This window comes from Streptomyces sp. NPDC048270, assembly GCF_040652335.1.
Taxonomy (GTDB): domain Bacteria; phylum Actinomycetota; class Actinomycetes; order Streptomycetales; family Streptomycetaceae; genus Streptomyces.
The window spans coordinates 25,810-41,524 of record NZ_JBEZLV010000018.1 but is presented as its reverse complement, the minus strand read 5'-3'; the positions used below and the strand labels follow the sequence as shown (position 1 = coordinate 41,524).

22 protein-coding genes are annotated in these 15,715 nt (G+C 71.9%); 8 read left to right on the top strand and 14 right to left on the bottom strand.

All coding sequences use genetic code 11. From position 1 onward, the window contains the following. Positions 1-130: 130 nt before the first annotated feature. From AB0D66_RS17905 to AB0D66_RS17895, 3 genes are all read right to left on the bottom strand, one after another. Positions 131-550 carry a subtilase-type protease inhibitor gene (locus tag AB0D66_RS17905; RefSeq protein WP_362303718.1) on the bottom strand — a complete coding sequence of 140 codons (420 nt, stop codon included), beginning with the start codon at positions 548-550 and terminating at the stop codon, positions 131-133. Positions 551-916: 366 nt separating this feature from the next. Further along, a complete protein-coding gene (locus AB0D66_RS17900; protein ID WP_362303716.1) occupies positions 917-1,231 on the bottom strand; it encodes an NIPSNAP family protein in 315 nt (104 codons plus the stop codon). A 66-nt stretch (positions 1,232-1,297) separates the two neighbouring features. Next, positions 1,298-1,582: a hypothetical protein gene (locus AB0D66_RS17895; protein ID WP_362303713.1), complete on the bottom strand. Its 285-nt coding sequence runs from the start codon at positions 1,580-1,582 to the stop codon at positions 1,298-1,300. A gap of 200 nt (positions 1,583-1,782) precedes the next feature. On the opposite strand from AB0D66_RS17895, the gene AB0D66_RS17890 reads away from it, so the two are divergent. Further along, positions 1,783-2,715 carry an alpha/beta hydrolase gene (locus AB0D66_RS17890; RefSeq protein ID WP_362303706.1) on the top strand — a complete coding sequence of 311 codons (933 nt, stop codon included), beginning with the start codon at positions 1,783-1,785 and terminating at the stop codon, positions 2,713-2,715. A 139-nt stretch (positions 2,716-2,854) separates the two neighbouring features. Beyond that, positions 2,855-3,346, top strand: coding sequence for a hypothetical protein (locus AB0D66_RS17885; protein WP_362303704.1), 492 nt, complete (start codon positions 2,855-2,857; stop codon positions 3,344-3,346). A gap of 38 nt (positions 3,347-3,384) precedes the next feature. Here AB0D66_RS17885 and AB0D66_RS17880 read toward each other — a convergent pair whose 3' ends face one another. The 5 genes from AB0D66_RS17880 to AB0D66_RS17860 form a co-directional block, all read right to left on the bottom strand. Beyond that, entirely contained in the window at positions 3,385-4,554 is a 1,170-nt protein-coding gene (locus AB0D66_RS17880) for a S41 family peptidase (RefSeq protein WP_362303701.1), read from the bottom strand. 111 nt (positions 4,555-4,665) lie between these two features. After that, positions 4,666-5,796 carry a tryptophan 2,3-dioxygenase family protein gene (locus AB0D66_RS17875; protein ID WP_362303698.1) on the bottom strand — a complete coding sequence of 377 codons (1,131 nt, stop codon included), beginning with the start codon at positions 5,794-5,796 and terminating at the stop codon, positions 4,666-4,668. A 386-nt stretch (positions 5,797-6,182) separates the two neighbouring features. Beyond that, on the bottom strand, positions 6,183-6,623 hold the full coding sequence (locus AB0D66_RS17870; RefSeq protein ID WP_362303695.1) for a VOC family protein: 441 nt from the start codon (positions 6,621-6,623) through the stop codon (positions 6,183-6,185). 96 nt (positions 6,624-6,719) lie between these two features. Further along, the gene (locus AB0D66_RS17865; RefSeq protein ID WP_362303692.1) at positions 6,720-6,974 is read right to left on the bottom strand and encodes a hypothetical protein; all 255 of its coding nucleotides are present in this window, start codon (positions 6,972-6,974) and stop codon (positions 6,720-6,722) included. Between the two features lie 140 nt (positions 6,975-7,114). Further along, complete coding sequence (locus AB0D66_RS17860) at positions 7,115-7,372, bottom strand: hypothetical protein (protein WP_362303689.1); 258 nt, start codon at positions 7,370-7,372, stop codon at positions 7,115-7,117. Between the two features lie 275 nt (positions 7,373-7,647). On the opposite strand from AB0D66_RS17860, the gene AB0D66_RS17855 reads away from it, so the two are divergent. Beyond that, positions 7,648-7,878, top strand: coding sequence for a helix-turn-helix transcriptional regulator (locus AB0D66_RS17855; protein WP_362303686.1), 231 nt, complete (start codon positions 7,648-7,650; stop codon positions 7,876-7,878). A 126-nt stretch (positions 7,879-8,004) separates the two neighbouring features. On the opposite strand, the gene AB0D66_RS17850 is transcribed toward AB0D66_RS17855, so the two are convergent. The 3 genes from AB0D66_RS17850 to AB0D66_RS17840 form a co-directional block, all read right to left on the bottom strand. Beyond that, positions 8,005-8,181, bottom strand: a complete 177-nt coding sequence (locus tag AB0D66_RS17850; RefSeq protein ID WP_362303684.1) for a hypothetical protein — start codon at positions 8,179-8,181, stop codon at positions 8,005-8,007. A 193-nt stretch (positions 8,182-8,374) separates the two neighbouring features. Then, positions 8,375-8,818, bottom strand: coding sequence for a DUF2267 domain-containing protein (locus AB0D66_RS17845; RefSeq protein WP_362303681.1), 444 nt, complete (start codon positions 8,816-8,818; stop codon positions 8,375-8,377). 133 nt (positions 8,819-8,951) lie between these two features. Beyond that, positions 8,952-9,386, bottom strand: a complete 435-nt coding sequence (locus AB0D66_RS17840) for an Hsp20/alpha crystallin family protein (protein ID WP_362303678.1) — start codon at positions 9,384-9,386, stop codon at positions 8,952-8,954. Positions 9,387-9,515: 129 nt separating this feature from the next. Here AB0D66_RS17840 and AB0D66_RS17835 point away from each other — a divergent pair, with 129 nt between their 5' ends. Both AB0D66_RS17835 and AB0D66_RS17830 read left to right on the top strand, forming a co-directional pair. After that, positions 9,516-10,178: an HSP18 transcriptional regulator gene (locus AB0D66_RS17835; protein WP_362303675.1), complete on the top strand. Its 663-nt coding sequence runs from the start codon at positions 9,516-9,518 to the stop codon at positions 10,176-10,178. Positions 10,179-10,321: 143 nt separating this feature from the next. Beyond that, the gene (locus tag AB0D66_RS17830; protein ID WP_362303672.1) at positions 10,322-10,564 is read left to right on the top strand and encodes a protealysin inhibitor emfourin; all 243 of its coding nucleotides are present in this window, start codon (positions 10,322-10,324) and stop codon (positions 10,562-10,564) included. Positions 10,565-10,628: 64 nt separating this feature from the next. Here AB0D66_RS17830 and AB0D66_RS17825 read toward each other — a convergent pair whose 3' ends face one another. Genes AB0D66_RS17825 through AB0D66_RS17815 form a run of 3 tightly spaced genes read right to left on the bottom strand, consistent with a single transcriptional unit; the run spans position 10,629 to position 13,071 of the window. Continuing rightward, positions 10,629-10,985, bottom strand: coding sequence for an STAS domain-containing protein (locus tag AB0D66_RS17825; RefSeq protein WP_362303669.1), 357 nt, complete (start codon positions 10,983-10,985; stop codon positions 10,629-10,631). Then, a complete protein-coding gene (locus AB0D66_RS17820) occupies positions 10,982-12,268 on the bottom strand; it encodes a SpoIIE family protein phosphatase (RefSeq protein ID WP_362303666.1) in 1,287 nt (428 codons plus the stop codon). Before AB0D66_RS17820 ends, AB0D66_RS17825 begins: the two co-directional genes overlap by 4 nt. Next, positions 12,268-13,071, bottom strand: a complete 804-nt coding sequence (locus AB0D66_RS17815; RefSeq protein WP_362303663.1) for an alpha/beta hydrolase — start codon at positions 13,069-13,071, stop codon at positions 12,268-12,270. Before AB0D66_RS17815 ends, AB0D66_RS17820 begins: the two co-directional genes overlap by 1 nt. 237 nt (positions 13,072-13,308) lie before the next feature. Here AB0D66_RS17815 and AB0D66_RS17810 point away from each other — a divergent pair, with 237 nt between their 5' ends. The 3 genes from AB0D66_RS17810 (at position 13,309) to AB0D66_RS17800 (ending at position 15,667) form a co-directional block, all read left to right on the top strand. Continuing rightward, entirely contained in the window at positions 13,309-13,740 is a 432-nt protein-coding gene (locus AB0D66_RS17810; protein ID WP_362303660.1) for an SRPBCC family protein, read from the top strand. Between the two features lie 87 nt (positions 13,741-13,827). Further along, positions 13,828-14,943 carry an AI-2E family transporter gene (locus AB0D66_RS17805; RefSeq protein ID WP_362303657.1) on the top strand — a complete coding sequence of 372 codons (1,116 nt, stop codon included), beginning with the start codon at positions 13,828-13,830 and terminating at the stop codon, positions 14,941-14,943. 298 nt (positions 14,944-15,241) lie between these two features. Further along, positions 15,242-15,667, top strand: coding sequence for a pyridoxamine 5'-phosphate oxidase family protein (locus AB0D66_RS17800; RefSeq protein WP_362303654.1), 426 nt, complete (start codon positions 15,242-15,244; stop codon positions 15,665-15,667). Positions 15,668-15,715: the final 48 nt, after the last annotated feature.

The following is a 15,715-nucleotide window of genomic DNA, read 5'->3' as shown; positions in this document are numbered from 1 at the left end:
CGGGGGCGGCGCTGCGGGGCGCACGGCGGTGGCGGGACGCACCGCCGCCCCCGCCCCCGGGGAGGGGCGGGGGCGGCGGCGGATGCGCAGGAGCAGGCGCAGGCATGGGACGGACGGTCGGGAGGAGCCGTCAGAACGCGAAGACGGCGTTCCCGTTGAGGGTCGCGGACATGGTGCACGCGTTGGAGAAGGTGTGCTTCCAGGAGATCCGGCTGCCCTCCCAGACGCCCTCCGCGGTGACGGTGACGGGGGCGTAGTGCATCGGACAGGCGCGGTTCGGATCCGGGGCCGCGAGGAGCGCGTCGAGGCTGCCCGCGGTGGCGGCGAGGGCGGTGCAGGCGGCCTTGGGGTCGGGGTGCGTGCCCTGGGCGGTCGGGGCGCAGCTGAGGGTCGAGGCCCGCTCGACGGTGTCCGCGTCCTCGCCCTGGGCGACGGTCAGGACCACGGCGGACGGGGCGTACAGGCTGGCGGGCTGTGCCTGCGCGATGCCCGTGGCACCGGCCAGGGTCAGGAGGACGGCAGCGGAGACGGTAGCGATGCGGTGACGCACGACAAACTCTCTTTCAAATCGAAGGGAGGATGCAGCAGTTGGCTGCGATGTATCGGTTGGACATCGCTGAGTCTGTCGGGTGCGAAGGTCGCCTGCACATCGAGCACCGATTTACAGACATCTCGTTCGATTATCGGCGACCGAACGGTCATTCGGGCAGCTCGGAAGGGGGATGCGCCCTTTGCGATCACATGCAAACGGAGGGTGACACTCGGCAGGATGGCCGTTGTGCAGGGCGTTGACCTGCTGTCGGCTGAACGCGGTTCATCGAACGTCCATCCAGGCTGACCGGATAGTGCCGGTGTCCACGGGTGCGCGAGCCGGGTGCACGGAAGACCGAACACCCGGCCGGTGCGGGCCGGGTGTTCAGTCTCCCGTGGTCTCCAGCGGTCGCAGGAAGCGGCGCTCGTACCGCTTGATGCAGCGGGTTTCGCGCGCCAGGTCGAAGGCCGCCCGGCATTCCGGGTCGGTCATGCTGTCCGTCCGGTACTGCTCGTACGCGGCGAAGCCCGGGAAGGAGAAGAGGGCGTAGGCGATGTCGCTGTCGCCCTCGCTGGGCAGGAAGTAGCCGTGGTGGGTGCCGCCGAAGCGGTTGACCAGTCGGACCCAACGGCGCGCGTACTCCTCGAAGTCCTCGAGCTTGTCCACGTCGATCTCGTACTTCAGATGAATGGTGATCACCGCGCCATCATGCAGGGTGGCCACAGCGCGGCGACACGCTCGACGGACCGGGGTCGTGGCGGAGCACTAGTTCACGGCCACCCGGCAGGCGCTGACCGCGGTGCCGTTGGTGACACCGCCCTTGGTCAGTCCGGACACGCACTGGTCGTGGCTGCCGGAGAGGGCGCCGGAGCACGCCACCCGGACGTACTCGGGGGCCTCGCCGCCCCGGAGTTCGCGCTCGACCTGGTTGATGCAGGCCGACACGTCCGCGTGGGCGGCGGGGGCGGCCAGGGCCGCGCCGCCGAGGGCCAGGGCCAGTCCGGTGAGGACACCGGCGATACGGGTCGACGTACGAGTTGACGTGCGCAAGGGGATGCACCTGCTCTCGGAGTGCGGTCATCTCGACCGGACGGCGAAGACCCCGGCGGCATACCGGCCGGGGCGCCGGTTCCGGTCCCCCCCAGACCACCGTACGACCGGGCACGTCTCCCCACGACCCGGTCTCACGCCGCCAGTCGGCGACCGGGCAACAGGTGGCGGGCCGGCAGGGGCGGGAGGAGGGTGGAGGTATGCGATGGCGTGTGCCCGGCGGGGTCACGGCCGCGGTGGCGGCCGCCGTCCTGCTGCTGGTGGCGGGCACGCCCGAGCCGTCGGGCGGAACGGCCGGCGAGCAGCGCGTGGACATCGGCGGCGGCCGGAGTCTGTACCTGCGCTGCTCTGGGTCGGGAAGCCCGACCGTAGTGCTGCTGTCCGGACTGCACGAGGCCTCCGACCCGTGGTCGCTGACCGACACCGCGCCACCCGTGCCGAAGGCTCCGGCGGTGCTGCCGGGCGTGGCCGCCTTCACGCGCGTGTGCGTGTACGACCGGCCGGGGACCATCCGGTACACGCAGCCGCCGACGCTCACCGACCGCAGCACGCCGGTCCGGGGCACCCGCGAACTGCCCGCGATGGTCCAGGACTTGGACCGGCTTCTGACCGCCGCCCGGGTGCCGGGTCCCTATCTGCTGGTGGGGCATTCCTTCGGCGGGATGCTGGCCCTGCGGTACGCGCAGGAGCACCCGGAGCGGACCCGCGGGCTGGTGCTGGTCGACGCGCTGGGGCCGGGGCTGAAGCCGGCGATGGGGGCGCAGTGGCCGCAGTACGTCGAGGCCCTGCGGCACCCGGGCACGCCCTTCGACGCCGACCCGGACTTCGAGCAGGTCGACATCGACGGCGGGGTCGCCGCCCTCGACCGCGGAGGCCCGCTCCCGCCGGTCCCGGTCGCGGTGCTCAGCAAGACCGAGCCCTTCGCGGCGCCGGCCACCATGTCGAAGGCCCTGCTGGCGAAGCTGGAGACGGCCTGGCCGAAGGCGCAGCAGGCTCTGGTGGAGCTGCGCCCGCAGACCCCGCACCTCCTGGCGACCGGCAGCGACCACTACGTCCAGCTCCACGACCCGGACCTCACGATCACGGCGATCCGGCTGGTCGCGGACCGGGCGGCGGCAGCGGGCGGACGATAGGCGGCCCCGGGCGGACGCAGGTCCGGTGCCGCCGCCCGGCCCGGGAGCGGGCGGATCGGGAGCGGGCAGATCGGGCAGATCGGCCGGCGCCCGCGTGCGCCACGCGCGTCAGCGGCCGCCGGCTGGGCACACGAGGTCCATGTCCGGTGAACACGCACGTCCGACGAGCCTCCTTTCCCGTTCCGCCCCCGACACCGCGCCGCCCCCACACGGGACGCGGCACGGGCGCCGCGGCGGGTTCGGCATGCGGCTGCGCCGCAGGGTTCTCGCCTACCGCGACATCGAGTTCCTCTCCACCCACGTCCCGGGCGACGCCGGCCCGGGGCAGGAGTGCCTGCTCCTGGTCCACGTCCGCAAGGTCGTCGGGCAGGTCCACTACCGGATCTGCGCCGCCTGCGGAGAGGGCGTGATCACCGGCATCGACCTCGACGAGCGGTTCCTCTCCAGCGGGCTCGGCACCCGCGCCCTGTCACACCTGGCATCCCGCCACCCGGGCACCACCTGGACCAGCACCCTGTCCCTGCGCACCACACGTGACCTGCTGCGGCGCATGCGCATCCCCGCCGCCTCCACCGATCTGGCGTGTGTCCACCTGCCCGCCGCAGCGGACCCGGCGGCAGCGGCGGGCTGAGCCCGGCGCGGGGCGGCCGCTCTGCGGGTATGCGCCACTCAGGAGCGGCAGGCGGGCCGGGTCTCCAGCCACTTCCGGGCGGCGTCGACCACCGGATCGTCGGCGCCGCCGGCCACGTCCCGGTCGGTGAAGTCCACGCGTACGTCCGGGGCGATGGGGGTGTTGCCGTACCGGCGCCCGGTGCGGTCCAGGTCGGCCGTCTGCGTGAGGATGAGGAGCGAGCCGTCGTCGAACGGGTAGGTCGAGTTCCCCGTTGCCAGTCCGGCTGTGGGCAGACCGAAGCTGCGGGCCTCCGGGCGGCCCCGGAAGGCGATCAGGGCGGCCTCGCCGGCACTCGCCGTCTCGGGTCCCGTCAGCACCGCGACCGGTGGCCCGGGCCTCTTGAGCACGTACGCGTTGTGGGTCACGTAGTCGTCGATGCCGGACTCGCCCGTCTCGATGCTCGGCGGTACGTCCTTCGAGATGACCTCGCCGCCGACGGACAGCTGCCCCTTCTTCAGCTCCCACGCGCTCTGGTTGCCGTCGGCGTCGACGAAGGCGCCGAGCCGGCCGTCACCGAGCAGCGGGGCCAGGGCGTCGAGCTTGGGCCAGATGGCGCCTCCGCTGTCGGCGCGCAGGTCCACGATCCAGCCGCAGGGCCCCGAGGCGTCGAGCGTACGGACCACCTGGGCGCCGGCCCGCGCGTAGCCCGGGATCTTGTCCGTGGTCGGGAGGGAGACGTAGCCGATCTTCTGCCCGATCAGGTGGCCCCGGGGTACGGGCGGTGGTCCCGCGGTCCCCGGAACCTCGATGGACGGGTCGACCGCGGCGGCCTGGCCCGGGCGCAGGAAGACCGTGTGCGGATTGTCGAGGGTTTTGACGGCGGCGTCGATCGCGTCGTAGGTGTCGGCGGTGGTCTTGGCTCCGGCGGCATCGGCGAACGCCTGACGCCGCACCTCCGGCCAGTCGACCTTGTTCCGCTCCAGCGAGTGCTCCTGGAGCAGGTCCAGCACGTGGGTGAGGAACAGCTCCGCGACTGCCGACAGGTCCGTCGTGGGCTCCGGTGACGGGGCGACGGCAACCGCGCCGACCGGCGCGTGGGCGGCCACGCGCGCGGCGCTTGCGGGGCTGACGGCGCTCGCGGGGCCGCCTGCTGTCACCAGCCCGGCTGCCAACGCCACGGAGATGGAAAGCAGTACCCCGCGCCTGCGCGTACTCGTGGTCACCATGGCCTCCTCGGTCAGTGCAGAGGCCGCCCTTTCCATCCTCACGCCCGGGCCGGCGCCCGGCAAGCGGGGCGAGTCGGCCGACGACGTCGAGCCGCGGGCGGCGGGAACGGGTCAGCGGCTCGTGCCCAGCTGCCAGAACAGCCGGTTGTCCAGGCATTGCGTCAGGTACGGCACCCCGTCGGTGTACCCGGTGCCGTGCGCATCGCCGAGCATGCGCACGGCAAGGCTGCGATGGGCCGCCTTCCACCGCTGGTGCCCGTTTTCCAGGCGGCCCAGCGCCGCGTCGAGGCGGTGCCACTCCCCCGGGCCGACACGGCCCTCGGCCCGGAGGTCGAGACAGGCCCGGGTGACGCTGTCGTGATGCTCGTCCTCCACCTCGGCCTTCACGGCGGGCACGCTCGTGAACGCGGACGAGCACAAGCGCGCGGCGGTCGGAACCCCGCACAGGATCTCGAACCTTTTGTACTCTTCTGACTGAATGGCGCTGGCGCCTTCGGTGTACTGCCGGAAGCCGGAGAAGTGCTCCGCCCGCAGGGTGGCCACGATGCGGAACAGCACTGCCGCACGCTCGAACATGGCGACCGCATGGTCGATCCGCTCCACGCCCGCTGCCAGGTCCCCCGCCCGCAGTTCCCGGATGACCTCTCCCATGTCCGCAGCGATCGCGGTGAAGAGCATCTCGTGCGTCTGGAGGACGCGGATGAAGAAGTATTCGTCGTGCAGTACGGAGACGGGCTGCACGGTCACGTCGAACCACCGGAAACCGTCCGTCGCCGGCGGCCGGGGCAGGTGGTCCACGAGGTCTTCCAGGCGGGACTGCGACAGGTGCGCCACCCGCGACGGCCAGTCCCCGTCCTCCGGCCGGCCCAGACTCTTCGCCACGAAGCGCAGGGCGTGCCGCAACCGGGTGCCCAGCCTCGCCGGGTCCGGTCGACCGCGGCCGGTCCCCTCGTGCGCCCCGCCCGCCGCCTCGATCTCGAAGCGGACGACGTCGGACATGAGCATGACGGACATCCGGTCCGCGCTCAGGGCGGCGTGCCGTTCGTCCATGAGGAGCTCCAGGACCGGCAGCGCGAGGTAGGTGCGATTGTGGAAGCGCCCCTCGTGCTTGTCGAGCACGCAGTCGAGAAAGGCGTGGAGGAGGGGGCGGTCCGCTGCATGGCGCTGTCGGATGTCGCGCAACTGGAGCAGCACGCGGTCCGGCAGGAAATGCCTTCCGGTCAGCCGTACGTGTTCCGTCACCGACCGGGCCAGGGATATTCCGTCGGATTCTGCGGGGGCCCGATGGACGGCTGCCCAGCGCCTGACCTCCCGGAGGGTCGACGTACGTGATCCGCACCTGCCGCGCGCTGCACACACGGAGCCCCGGCCGCCGTTGTCCCGTACGCATCGGTCCGTGCTCTTCTCGCAGGTCGTGGCCACTCGTCTCTCCCAATTCGCCATGCGCGACGGTTCGCCGCACGTGAGGTACTGGGATCCACTAGGCATGATCGGAAGAGCGCCCGTCATGTCTCGGACATTCGTGCCTTGACAGGCGCCCTTTCCCCGTCCGCCCGTACGACGCCCGGGCGGGACCGGGAGCGGGAAGCGGTGCCGTCGCGGACCGTGTCGGCCCGGCCTACGGCCGGTCAGGCCTTCGCGCCGCCGAAATCGGGCAGGGTGACCGAGCCGTCTGCGGCCAGGGGGAATCCCGGGTTGTACGCGACTTCCCAGGAGTGGCCGTCCGGGTCCGCGAAAGCGCTGGAATAGAACCCGATCGCATTGACGGCCGCCGGCTTCGTGATGGTGCCGCCGGCCCGGGCGACTGCTCCGAGCAGCTCGTCCACCTCGGCCTCGGAGCGGACGTTGTGGGCCAGGGCGATCCCGCCGAACCCGCCGGCCGGCCCGGGCTCCACTCCGCAGTCGCGGGCCAGCTTGTCCCGATCCCACAGCACCAGCCCGAGGCCGCCTGCCTGGAAGAAGACCGTCTCCTCGACTTCCTGTCCCTGCCAGCCCAGGGCCTCGTAGAAGCCCTTGGCGCGTGCGAGGTCGGAAACCCCCAGGGTGACCAGGGTGATGCGCTGTTGCATCCGATCAGACTAGGACGCCGGGCGGACCGGCGGCTGCCGACGCGACGCACCGCCGCGCGGATGTTCACTGCGCGCTCAGTCGTCGTAGTGGGACTCCTAGATGACGTTGTGGGAGAAGAAGCCGTGCGGGCAGTTGGCGCATCCTCCGTCATCGTCAGGTGACCACCCGTCACATCCGATGCAGGCAAGGCAGTTGATGACGTCCGTGCCGTTCGTCAGGCCCGCACTCTCCAGGCGCGACCGGGCCTTGCTGCGCGCCTCGTCCAGTTGGCTCTGCAATTTCTCCAGGTCGTCCGAGTTCTCTTGGAGCGCACGCTTCTGCGCCTCGGTCAAGTCAGTGTTGATGTCCACTGTCTTTCCTCTTTCGCAGTGGGAGCTCCACCCCTACGGCCATTATCGACCGCACGAGAGGGGCGGGCACGTGGGGCGGCTGCGGTCACGTCAGCTCCCTGCACGCCCTCTCCTGGCCCGATCGCCGCCGGGCCGCGAGCTCAGGTGACGGTGACGCGGAGTATGTAGGGCTCGCCGCTGCTGATCGCCTCGGCCTGCTCGCGCAGGTCCTGGCGGGCGAAGTCGAGCAGGGCCTGGTCGGCGGCGCGGCGCAGCAGCGGCAGGATGTCCGTGACGGGCCGCCCCCGGTGCGTCCGGGCGAGTTCGGCGAAGGCGCGCTGGTAGGGGGCGCCGTAGGTTCCGGCACTGTCGGCGAGGAGCCGGTCGAGGCGCTCCCTGTTCACGCTGATCTCACCCATGGTGTGCTCCCTTCCCGCGCGGGCCGGACGATCCGGTCCCGTCTTCGACGCTACGGACGAGGTCTGACAATCCGGCCGGACCCCCGTCCCGTGCGGGCTGGGGCGAGCCGCTGGATACGGGGCCGATGTGGCCTGTCACACGCCTGTGACAGTCGGCGGACACTCTCGCGAAGTCGGCCGGCCAATCTCTTAACAAGAGACAAAACGGGCATTGAGCCCACTGCTTCCGAGGACGCGAGCAGAGATGACCGAGCCGATCAGGCGGAGGAAATCCCATGAGCCTCACCCTCACCGTCCCCCACACCGCAGCCCCCGCCGCCACCCTGGCCCCGCGCGAGCAGGAAGCCCTGCGCCACATCGCCGCAGGCCGCACCTACCTGCAGACCGCCCGCACCATGGGACTCTCCAAGCACACCGTCGACGCCTACCTGCGCCGCATCCGCGCCAAGCTGAACGTCCACAGCACCGCCGAGCTGACCCGCCTGGCCGTTTCCCTGGGGATGTGACCGCCCGCTACCAGCCCGCCGTGAAGCGTCACCGACGTCCGCCCGGCCAGGCCAAGCCTGGCCGGGCGAGGTGTGCGCGGCAGGGCAGGGGCTTCAGGCCGCCGTCGGCGGCTCGAGATCGGGCTGTTACGGCCCGGGCCGCGCGGGCGGTTCGTTCGGTGTGGCCGCCGGCGGCATCTCGCTCGCCTTCTCGCGCTTCTCCTGCGCACGGGCGCGGTCCACGCGGGCCGGGTCCGCGGGTGGGCCGTGGCCCGGTCCGGTGCGGGACGGGGCTCCCGGGGGGCGGCCGTGTTCGTCCACCATGGCTCCTTGGTCGGGGAGCAGTGCCGGGCGTGGGTCCTGGTTCCTGCCGGTCATGGTCCGCCGCCTCTCCGCAGGCGGGCACGGGCTCCGGCGGTGCGGAGCCGGGCCCCTGCACTGGTGCGCCTGCCCCGCCCCGCGCCGGGCACGCACCGGGCGGCCCGGCAGGCGGGGCGGGTGGGACGGGCGGGGCGGGTCAGGTCGCGGGCAGGGGCTGGCGCAGTTCCGCCTGGCCGAAGAGGAGTGCGTAGCCGCCGGGGAGCCGGTGGAGGATCCGGGCGAGGAGGTCGGGCCCGGCCAGGCGTGCGACGACGGCGAGTACGGCGCCGGTGTCCCAGCGGGCGATGGCCGGAGTGGCACCGGTGCGGGAGGCCATGTCCTTGACGAACCCCCAGCCGGTGAGCTGTTCGGCGTCGGGGATCTGGGCGGTCAGGGCGAGGGCGGCCTCGACGGGCAGGCACTGCGCGAGGTCGACGCGCTCGTCCCCGGTGACCTGCCGGCCGAGGGAGGCGAGGACCGTGCGGACGGCTTCCTCGGCCCGTTCGCGGGTGGGGTAGGCACCCTCGTAGCGCACGCGTTCCAGCATCTGGTCGAACGTCATGGCCGTGAGGGACGGGTTCGCTCGAGGCTGGTCGTACATGGTGCTGCGGTTGCCCTTCTCTTCGTGGGTGGGTGGGTGCGGGAAGGCGGCCTCGGCAGGAGGGGCGGGGAGGGTGCGGAGGACGGGGCACCTAGGGGCTGGTTCCCGTCCTCCGCCGCTGGTCCCGGGCTGGTCAGCCGGAGATCTGCTTGCGGCCGTCGGCGCTGCCGATGCTGATCTTGCGGGGCTTGGCGCGCTCGGCGATCGGGATGCGCAGGGTCAGGACACCCGCGTCGTAGTCGGCTTCGATGTGCTCGGTGTCGAGGGTGTCGGCCAGCATGACCTGGCGGGAGAAGACACCGAGGGGCCGCTCGGAGAGCTCCATCTGCACGCCGTCGGACTTCCCCGTGGGCCGCCGCTCGGCCTTCACCGTCAGCATGTTCCGCTCGACGTCGATCTCGATCGCCTCGGTGCTCACTCCGGGGAGGTCGAAGGCGATCACGTACACGTCGCCCTGGCGGTAGGCGTCCATCGGCATCACGGACGGCTTCGACCAGGTGCCCGACGTGCCGGAAAGCTGCTGGACGATGCGGTCCATCTCGCGGAACGGGTCAGTGCGCATCAACATCGCGAAACACCTCCGGTTGGTTCAGGCAGAAACTGCCCATGCGCTTCAACGTGCTTCCGTTGTAACATGTCATCGAAACGATGACAAGCAAGGTGTCATCCAAGGGATGACAGAGCCAGGGAGAGCGCCATGAACGAGGCTGCCGAGCCGACCGCACCCGTCCCCTTCCTGGCCGCCGCGGCGGCGCTGGAGACCATCAACCAGGCGGTGCGGGACGCGCAGCAGCCCTCCGCGGGCACGGCCGGGGCGCCGCCCGCGGCGGACTCCGGCCCGCACCCCGCCTTGGCCGCGCTGCTGATGCTGCGCGAGGTCCGCGAGCAGCTCGCCGGCTGGGAGAGCGGCCTGATCGAGACCGCCCGCGACCGGGGCGCCAGCTGGGCCGACCTCGCGGGCCCGCTCGGAGTCGCCAGCCGCCAGGCCGCCGAGCGCCGCTACCTGCGCCAGCGCCCCGGCACCGCCGGAAGCACCCGCGAGGAGCGCGTCCAAGCCACCCGCGACACCCGCGCCGCCGACCGCTCCGTGACCGCCTGGGCCCGTGACAACGCCGCCGACCTGCGCCGCCTCGCCGGCCGGATCAGCTCCCTCAGCGGCCTGCCCGACGGGTCCGCAGCCGCGATCGGCGACCTGAACGCGGCCCTCGCCGACAACGACGCGGCCCGCCTCATCGGCCCGCTGGCCGACAGCCGCCCTCACCTGCGGCCCCAGGACGCGGACCTCGCCGAGCGCATCGACGCCCTGACCCAGCACACGGAACGGCTCCGCCAGGACACCCGCCAGCAGCGCGGCATGTGACGACAGGTCGGCCTCCCAGCGGCGGTTTCCGGACGTTCGGGCCGTCAGGAGGCCGGTCCGTGACAGCAGGCCGGGGTTCGGGGCACCCGAGCAGTGGCTGCACCGCGCAGCCCGCGCGACACCACGCACAGGGAGGAACAGCCATGCTGATCACGGTCACCCGCTCCGGAGGCCTGGCCGGCTTCGAGAAGCTCCGCGCACTCGACACCTCGGGCCGCGCGGACGAGGCGGAGCTGGAGAAGGTCGCGCAGCGGGCCGTCGCGCCCGTGGCCGACGGCTACCACTACCGGATCACCGTCGACGACGAGGTGCTCGACCTCCAGGACCCCTGCCTGTCCGACGCCCAGCGGGAACTGATCCGTACCGTCCTCGGCGAGGGCGCCTGAACCACGGCCTGAACCACGGCCTGGACGACGGGGCCGAGGGCCGTACGACGACCACGGCGCCGGTTCAGGAGTGCGCGGTCGGTCCGGCCCCCACGGCGCTGTCGACGTCGGGGTGGATGGGGAAGACCTGGTCGAGGCCGACGATCCGCAGGATGCGGAGCGTGTTGTCGGGGACCCCGGCCAGGGCGATGTCCGCTCGGGCGGCCACGGCGAGGTTCCGGGCGACGATGAGGACGGTGATGCCGCTGGAGTCGCAGAACTCTATGCGGGAGAGGTCCATGACGAGCCGTTGGCCCGGTTTCGGGGTGAGGGTCTCCAGGGCCTGCCGCAGGCGGGGCGCCTGGTCGTAGTCGAGGTCGCCTGCGAGTTCCAGTACGGGACCGGTCGTGGCGTCTCGGATGGTGATCGTCAGGGCGCTCATGTCAGTTCGTGCTCCGCGAGACGGGGAGGGACTGGGGGTATGCCGAGGGCGAGGAGGGCGGTGTCGTCGTCCAGGCCGTCGCCGAAGCCGTCCAGGAGCCCGGTGAGGGCGGTGACCAGCTCGTGCGGCCCGCCGTGGGTGTGGTCGGCTGCGAAGGCGCGCAGGGCCTCCTCCCCGTACAGCTCGCGGTGCGCACCGATCCGGGCCTCGGTGAGGCCGTCGGTGTAGAGGAGCAGGGTGTCGCCGGGGCCGAGCTCGGTCTCCGCGGAGGTGAAGTGGGGCTGGGGCAGGATGCCGACGAGCAGGCCGCCGGGGGTGGGGAGGTACTCGGCCCGTCCGCCGGCCCGCAGGACGAGAGCGGGGGGATGCCCGCCGGACGCGAGGCGCACGGCCGTCGTACCGGCGGCGGCGTCGGGTTCCATCACGCCGACGATCGCGGTGCAGTACCGCGGGTCCTCACCGGTGAACCGCTCGTGGAGCACGGTGTTCAGGGTGTTCAGCATGACCGCGGGGTCGGGATCGTGGAGCGCCGCGGCGCGCAGCGTGTAGCGGGTCAGGGAGGTCACGGCGGCGGCCTGGGGGCCTTTGCCGCAGACGTCTCCGAGGAAGAACGCCCAGCGTTTGTCGTCCAGCGGGAACAGGTCGTAGAAGTCGCCGCCGAGCCTGTCGATGGAGGCCGTGTGGTAGTGGGAGGCCGCTTCCATGCCCGGCACCGCGGGCAGGGTGGCGGGCAGCAGGCTCTGCTGCAGTACCGTGAGCGCCTCCCGCAGCCGCTCCCGGTCGGCTACGGCCTGGCGGCGTGCCTCTTCCGCGGCCTGGCGCTCGCGCAGCAGCTCGTTCTCGTAGGAGCGGCGCTGCCGGGCGTCGAAGACGGTGGTGCGGATCAGCATCGGCTCGCCGTCGGCGCTGGTCTTGACCGTGGAGGAGACCAGGACCGGCAGCCGCCTGCCGCCGGACGCCTTGAGCTCCAGCGCGATCTCGCTGATCCTCCCCTGCATGCGCAGCAGCGGCGCGAAGTGCGTCTCGTGGTAGAGCTTGCCGCCGACGCTCAGCAGGTCGGTGAAGCGCTTGCGGCCCACGACCTCCTCCCGCGTGAGGCCGAGCCAGTCCAGGAGCGTCTGGTTGATCTTGGCGATGGTGCCGTCCATCAGGGTGGACAGATAGCCGCAGGGCGCCGACTCGTAGAGTTCCTCGGCGGTGTCCTCCAGCAGCGTGGAGAAGACGACGTCGGTCGCGTCCTGGTCGCCCTCCGGCCGTTCCGGGTTCTGGGCGGTGCGGCACATCACCGCAGGTCCTGGACGAACGCCCGGATGGCCGCCGCGGTGGCCTCGGGCGCGCTCAACTGGGGGCAGTGGCCCGTCGCGTCGAGGGTGACCAGGCGGCTGCCGGGAATGGCCGCGTGCACGTACGCGCCCACCTCTCGCGGTGCGATGACGTCCTCGGTGCATTCGAGCACCAGCGTGGGCACGGCCACCGACTTCAGGTCGTCGCGGCTGTCGGAGAGGAACGTGGTGCGGGCGAAGACGCGGGCCTTGGCCGGGTCGGTGGCGCAGAAGCTGTTGGTGAGCTCCTCGCCCAGTTCCGGCCGCTCCGGGTTGCCCATGATCACCGGTGCCATGGCGGCCGACCAGCCGAGGTAGTTGGACTCGAGCGACTCCAGCAACTCGTCGATGTCCTCGGCGGTGAAGCCGCCGCGGTAGGTGTCGTCGTCGATGTAGCACGGCGAGGGGCCGACCATGGCCAGGGAGGAGATCCGCTCCGGGGCGGCGGCCGCGGCGAGGACCCCGACCATCGCGCTGACCGAGTGGCCGACGAAGGCCGCGTCGCGCAGGTCCAGGGCCTCGCAGATCTCGGTGACGTCGTGGGCGTAGCCGTCCAGCGCGGCGTACCGCGACTCGTCCCAGGCGGAGGGTTCGGAACCGCCCGACCCCACGTAGTCGAACAGGACCACCTGGAAGTCCTCGGCCAGGGCGGGCGCCACGAGGCGCCACATGTTCTGATCGCAGCCGAACCCGTGCGCCATCATGACCACGGGCTTGCCGGGCGATCCGATGACCTTGACGTTGTTCCTGCGCAGGATGTCCATCCGGCCATCCTGCCATCCGCCCCGGGGCGGCCGCGCCACCACCGCGGGCCGCGCCTGTCGTCGCCCTGCCCGCCCTCCGGAGCGGGCGGGCGGAGCCGTGACACCGGCCGGTCCCCCGCCCCGTGCGGCCGCGTCACGAACCGGGGTGGTGAAACGTGATCCTGCGGGTACCGGAGGGGAGCCGAGTCACGTTCACACGCACATTCACGTGTGGTTCACACGGAGGAGATGACACCCATGGCGTCCTCAGTTCTCGAAGCGGTCGACATCAAGGCACCGGTGGCCGTGAGCTGGTCCCTGTGGCAGGACGTCGAGCGCTGGCCCGCCTTCCTCAGCCACGTCAGGCACGTCGATCGCATCGACGCGTCGACGTTCGCCTGGCAGGTGTCCCTGCCGGGCGCCGACAAGGGCTTCGTGGCGGAGCTGACCGAGGTCATCCCGCAGGAGCGCATCGCGTGGCGCACCACCGAGGGGGTCCACCACGCGGGGGTGGTCACCTTCCACCGGCTCAGCGACACCGAGAGCCGGGTGACCCTTCAGATCGAGTACGAGCCGAAGGGCTTCGTGGAGCACCTGGGCGCGCTGACCAACCTCGACTCGACGCTGGCCAACTACGACCTGGGCGAGTTCCAGAAGATGGCCGAACTCGAAGCCGGGCACAGCTCTTGAGCCGGTCGGGGGCCGCGCGCCGGGCCGGGGGCGTCGGCCGTCGGCGGCGGTGCCGAGGTGGGAACGGACTGTGAATAGGGTGACCCCATGTCTTCCACGTTGAGCTCCGCAAGAGCCGCTGCCGCACTCCGTACGTCTGCACGGGTTTCCGCCGAATTGCTGGTGGTCCTCGTCATGGCGGCGGCGGCCCTGTGGGTTCTGGGCCGGATGTGGTCGGTCGTCTGGCCGCTGATAGTCGCCCTGTTCCTCACCACCCTGACCTGGCCCCTGGCCGCGTTCCTGCGCCGGCGGGGGTGGCGGCCGGCCCTGGCCGCCTCCGTGGTGACCGTGCTGTTCCTGCTGGTGGCCGCGGGCATCATGGCGCTGATCGCCGTGCCCGTGGCCTCCCAGTCCGGTGAGCTGGTCGACGGCGTGGCGGCGGGCATCCAGCGGCTGCGCGAGTGGGCGGCCGGACCGCCGCTGAACATCGGCGACGACCAGATCACCGGCGCCTTCGACGCCGCGATGGCGCGCCTCCAGAACAGCGTCGGCAGCGCCGTCTCCACCGTCGTCACGGGCGTGAGCACCATCTTCAACGGCCTGGTCACCGCCGTGCTGGCGCTCTTCCTGATGTTCTTCTTCCTCAAGGACGGCCCCCGCTTCCTGCCGTGGCTCACCCGCCAGCTCCCGGGCCGGCTCGCCACGGACGTCCCGGTCGTGGCCGCGCGCGGCTGGCAGACCCTGGGCTCGTTCGTCCGCTCCCAGGCCTTCGTCGGCCTCCTCGACGCCGTCTTCATCGGCCTGGGCCTGTGGATCGTGGGCGTACCGCTGGTACTGCCGCTGGCGGTCCTGACCTTCGTCTCGGCGTTCGTACCGATCGTGGGAGCCCTGTTCGCCGGCCTGGTGGCGGTGCTGATCGCGCTCGTGTCGAACGGCCTGACCGACGCGCTGATCGTGCTGGCGATCATCGTCGCGGTGCAGCAGCTGGAGGGCAACGTGTTCCAGCCCATGATCCAGAGCCGCGGCCTCGGCCTCCACGCGGCGGTGGTCCTGCTGGCCGTCACCCTGGGCGGCAGCCTGGCCGGCGTCGTGGGCGCCCTCCTCGCCGTTCCGGCGGCCGCACTCGTCGCCGTCGTCTGGAACTACCTGCGCGACCAGCTCAGCGACCCCCCGCACGAGCCGGAGCCCGACGCACCACTGCCCGCTGCTCCCGTCCCGTCGTAACCGCCCGGCGGGGCCGGCCCTCGGCCCTCTGCGAAGACCCCCGCACGGGACTCCCGGCGGGGGTCTTCGCCGTCGGTCCCGCCGTGCCCCCTCGGTGCTCCTGGGGACGCCTGGCCAGAGCTTGCCGCCCCTCGGCCGGGAAGGGGTTACCTGGAGACCGTTGGGCGGACAACCGGCTGGCAACCACGCGCAGTTGACTGTCCATTCCCCCATCCGGGCGGGTTTCCCCCGGTGGGGAATGGGGCCGGAGGGCAAGGCGTTCCCAGGGAGTACGCATTCCCGCCTGAAGGAGGATGTTGTGGCACTGTCCCGGACCGAGCGTGAGCAGTTCCTCGCCGAACCCCACATCGCCGCGCTCGCCGTGAGCGCGGGCGATGACCGTGCGCCGCTGACGGTGCCGATCTGGTACCAGTACTCCCCCGGCGGCGACATCTGGATCATGACCGGCCGCGATTCCCGCAAGGCTGAACTGATCGAGGCCGCAGGCCGGTTCAGTCTGATGGTCGACCAGGTGGAGCCGACGATCCGGTACGTGTCGGTGGAGGGTCCGGTCGTCTCCACCGCACCGGCGCTGCGCGAGCAGCTGGTCGAGGTCTCCGCCCGGTACCTGCCGGCCGAGAAGGTGGACGGCTATGTCGACGACGCGTGGAAGAACCATGGGGAGCAGGTCGTGATCCACATGCGCCCGTCACGGTGGGTGAGTGCGGACCTCGGGCAGGTGTAGACCGGCTTCCCGTGGTGCGCGGCGCACCCGCCTGACGGTGTGCGCCAG